The 3783-nt window shown below is 69.0% G+C and carries 6 protein-coding genes; 4 read left to right on the top strand and 2 right to left on the bottom strand.

Translation table 11 applies throughout. From position 1 onward, the window contains the following. A partial coding sequence (locus tag V7Z97_RS19765; RefSeq protein WP_334165245.1) for an ABC-F family ATP-binding cassette domain-containing protein occupies positions 1 to 917 on the bottom strand: 917 nt, incomplete at its 3' end. A 228-nt stretch (positions 918 to 1145) separates the two neighbouring features. Here V7Z97_RS19765 and ndk point away from each other — a divergent pair. Together ndk and V7Z97_RS19755 are read left to right on the top strand one after the other, a co-directional pair. Then, entirely contained in the window at positions 1146 to 1565 is a 420-nt protein-coding gene (gene ndk / locus V7Z97_RS19760; RefSeq protein ID WP_334165244.1) for a nucleoside-diphosphate kinase, read from the top strand. 67 nt (positions 1566 to 1632) lie between these two features. Then, positions 1633 to 1983 carry a DUF6481 family protein gene (locus V7Z97_RS19755; RefSeq protein ID WP_325458440.1) on the top strand — a complete coding sequence of 117 codons (351 nt, stop codon included), beginning with the start codon at positions 1633 to 1635 and terminating at the stop codon, positions 1981 to 1983. Here the strand turns inward: V7Z97_RS19755 and V7Z97_RS19750 are convergent. Continuing rightward, positions 1980 to 2189, bottom strand: a complete 210-nt coding sequence (locus V7Z97_RS19750; RefSeq protein ID WP_334165242.1) for a hypothetical protein — start codon at positions 2187 to 2189, stop codon at positions 1980 to 1982. The genes V7Z97_RS19755 and V7Z97_RS19750 overlap by 4 nt on opposite strands. A 295-nt stretch (positions 2190 to 2484) precedes the next feature. On the opposite strand from V7Z97_RS19750, the gene V7Z97_RS19745 reads away from it, so the two are divergent. Together V7Z97_RS19745 and V7Z97_RS19740 are read left to right on the top strand one after the other, a co-directional pair. Next, positions 2485 to 3120, top strand: coding sequence for a DsbA family protein (locus tag V7Z97_RS19745; protein WP_334165241.1), 636 nt, complete (start codon positions 2485 to 2487; stop codon positions 3118 to 3120). Positions 3121 to 3223: 103 nt separating this feature from the next. After that, a partial coding sequence (locus V7Z97_RS19740; RefSeq protein WP_334165239.1) for an ATP-dependent Clp protease proteolytic subunit occupies positions 3224 to 3783 on the top strand: 560 nt, incomplete at its 3' end.

Raw genomic sequence — 3783 nt, 5'->3', positions numbered from 1 at the left:
GGCAGGGGCCGTTCGGGGGAGGGCAGGAAGAAGGGCGCGACCCGTTCCTCCACCACCGCGTCGATCGGCGGCAGCCTGGCGATCATCTTCAGGCGCGACTGGGCCTGGGTGGCCTTCGACGCCTTGGCCCGGAAACGGTCCACGAAGGACTGCAGGTGGGCCCGCCGGGCCTCGATCTTCTGGCGGGTGGATTCCTGCAGCCGCAGCTTCTCCACGAGCTGGTTCTCGAAGGCGTCGTAGCCGCCGACGTAGAGCTCCAGCTTGCCGTCCTTCAGGTGGACGATGTGGTCCACCGAGTTGTTCAGCAGTTCGCGGTCGTGGCTGATGACGATGGCGGTGTGCGGGTACTTCTTCAGTCGCGCCTCCAGCCACAGGGCCCCTTCCAGGTCGAGGTAGTTGGTCGGCTCGTCGAGCAGCAGCAGGTCCGGCTCGGCGAACAGCGAGGCGGCCAGCGCCACCCGCATCCGCCAGCCGCCGGAGAACTCCGCCATCGGCCGCGACAGGTCGTCGTTGGAGAAGCCCAGGCCGGCCAGGATCTCGGCGGCCCGCGACGGCGCCCGGTCGGCGTCGATGTCGATCAGCCGGGCGTAGATCTCGCCCAGCTCCTCGGGCGGGGCGGTGTCCAGCCGCGCGAGCAGGTCGGCGCGCTCCACGTCGGCGGCCAGCACGGTCTCCAGCAGCGGCACGGGCGTCGCCGGATGCTCCTGGTCCACCGAGCCCATGCGGGCGGCCTTGGGCAGGCTGATCTCGCCCGAGCCCGGGACCAGCTCGCCCTTGATCAGCTTGAACAGGGTGGACTTGCCGACGCCGTTGCGGCCGACCAGGCCGACCTTGGCGTCCTTGGGCAGATTGACCGAGGCGTCGTCGAAGAACCGGCGGCCCCAGGCGTCGAAGACGAGGTTCTGGATCTGAAGCATGCGAACAGACGAAAAGGGTTTGCGGGCGCGGGCCAGCGCCTCGCCGGATCGCGGTATGGGAGGGCCAGGGCTTGAGAGTGAGACCGCGCCGCCGCCTGACCGGGCGCGCTCATAGCAGACGCGCGGCGCCTTGGCGAGCATCGGCCCAGCGGCTATAGAGCCCGCCACTTTCGCCGCCCCGCCGGGGTGTGCGGCCTCCCTCCCAGTCGGAAGACCAAGAACAACACCATGACCGAACGCACCTTCTCGATCATCAAGCCGGACGCCACCGAGCGCAACCTGACCGGCAAGGTCAATGCGGTGATCGAGGACGCCGGCCTGCGCATCGTCGCCCAGCGCCGCATCCGCATGTCCCGCCAGCAGGCCGAGAAGTTCTACGAGGTCCACAAGGAGCGCCCGTTCTTCGGCGAGCTGGTCGACTTCATGACCTCGGGCCCGGTCGTGGTGCAGGTCCTGGAAGGCGACAACGCGGTGGCGAAGTACCGCGAAGTGATGGGCGCCACGAACCCGGCCCAGGCCGCCGACGGCACCATCCGCAAGCTGTTCGCGCGTAGCGTCGGCGAGAACTCCGTCCACGGCTCCGACAGCCAGGAGAACGCCGCGCTCGAGATCGCCCAGTTCTTCACGGACGATCAAATCGTCGGCTGATCCGGCAACCGAGTGACGTCCGCGGGGTTCACGCCTCGCGGACACCCATCCCAGTCAGAAAGTAGCGATGCGAGAGTCGAAGATCGGGCACTTCAGCGAACGGCTGGAGGCCCAGGCCGAAGCGCGAAAGGCGCTCCTCGAGAAGTTCAAGCCCAAGCCCACCGTGAAGCCGGAAGTCTTCGAGACCCGCGCCCAGCGCAAGGCCCGGGAACTGGAAGAGGTCCGCCAGAAGCGGCTGGCCGAGAAGGAAGCGGCCCGGCTCCGCGCCGAGGAGGCCGAGAAGGCCCGCATCGAGGCGCTGGCCAACGACGAAGAGGCGCAGCTCGCGATGAAGCGGGAAGAGCGCAAGGCCCGCAAGGCGGCCGAGAAGGCCGCGGCCCGCGCCAAGCGCGAAGCCAAGTCGGCGTCGCGGCGCTAGTCGTCGCCGCCGCTGACGCGGCGGGACATGTCCCCGTAGTAGCCCTGGATCAGGAGCTCGACGACCTCCCCCCGCTCTTCGGCGTCGAAGGCGAGGTCCTTGGCCATCTGTATGGCGGCCGAGCGCGACAGGCCGTGCTCGAGCGCCTCGCCGTCTCGGAAGACCGTCCAGTCTCCGTTCTTCAGGGTGACCGCGTATTGAACCATTCAGCACAACCCTCGCGATAAGCTTCAGCGTACGAAGCGGGCTGAAGGTTCCCTCGGGCCTGCGCGCACTGATGCGCGGGCTCCGTGGAACGGCAGTATTGGCGGATCATTGCGACGGGAAAGCAATCCCTTAGAGCGGGATGCTGGCCGGGCGGGCCAGCTTCGCCGCGTCCGGCCTGCGTTTCGGACGACTCGCGCGTGAAGCGTATCGGCTGAGGGGGAATCGGCGCGCGATCGAGGCGTGACCCGCAGACCGTTCGCTGCAATCCTGTCGCGGCCGGCAGGAGGACCCGCCATGGACGGACCGCACCTCATCTATTTTTCCGACCCGATGTGTTCCTGGTGCTACGGCTTCTCGCCCGTCGTCGCCGAGATCCGTCGGGCGTTCGGTCGGGCCCTGCCGATCCGGCTGGTGATGGGCGGCCTCAGGCCCGGCACGGAGGCGCCGATGACCCTCGCCGCCCGCGCTGAGCTCGCCACCCACTGGCGCCAGGTCCACGACGCCACCGGCCTGCCGTTCGACGAGTCCGTGCTCACCGAGACCTTCGTCTACGACACCGACCCGGCGGCCCGCGCCGTGGTCGTCGTCCGCCGCGACGACCCGGAGCTGGCGCTGACCTATCTGGAGCGCATCCAGCGGGCCTTCTACGCCGAGGCCCGTGACGTGACCGGCGGCGAGACCCTCGCCGACCTCGCCGCCGAGGTGGGCGCCGACCGCGACGGCTTCCTCGCCCAGTGGTCGCAGGAGGACGCCAAGGCGGAGACCTGGCGCGACTACGCCATCTCCCAGCGCGCCGGGGTCAGCGGTTTCCCGACCCTCGTGGCGGGGCCGGGCGAGGCGGGGGAGTTCGGCGTCGTCACCCGCGGCTACGCGCCGCCCGACCAGGTGGTCGGGGTGCTGAAGGCCTGGATCGAGCGCATCGCCGCCTGATCGCGACCCGGCGGCGCCTTGCGACTTCCCGTCCGGCGCGCGATATCGGAGGGACGCGGGTCACGGCAGCCCGCTTCGAGTTTCCAAGAAGGACTTCCTCCCTATGCGTGACCCCGTCACCACCGCGCTCGGCCTCGTGCCGATGGTCGTCGAGCAGACGAGCCGCGGCGAGCGCGCCTACGACATCTTCTCCCGCCTGCTGAAGGACCGCATCGTGTTCCTGGCCGGGCCGGTCGAGGACGGCATGGCCTCGCTGATCTGCGCCCAGCTGCTCCACCTCGAGGCGGAGAACCCGAAGAAGGAGATCCAGATGTACATCAACTCCCCCGGGGGAGTGGTGACGTCCGGTCTCGCGATCTACGACACCATGCAGTACATCAAGAGCCCGGTGATCACCCTGTGCCTCGGCATGGCGGCCTCCATGGGGTCCTTCCTGCTGATGGCCGGCGAGAAGGGCCAGCGCATCGCGCTGCCGAACTCCCGGATCATGGTCCACCAGCCTTCGGGCGGCTTCTCGGGCAAGGCCTCGGACATCGAGCGCCACGCCGAGGACATCATCAAGACCAAGCGCCGGCTGAACGAACTCTACGCCAAGCACACCGGCCGCACCGTCGAGGAGGTCGAGGAGACCCTCGACCGCGACTACTTCATGACCGCCGAGGA

It is taken from the genome of Phenylobacterium sp. (assembly GCF_036821595.1).
In the GTDB taxonomy this organism is placed as follows: Bacteria; Pseudomonadota; Alphaproteobacteria; order Caulobacterales; family Caulobacteraceae; genus Phenylobacterium.
The sequence above is the reverse complement of the archived record's forward strand: the minus strand, read 5'-3'. Positions and strand labels throughout refer to the sequence as shown.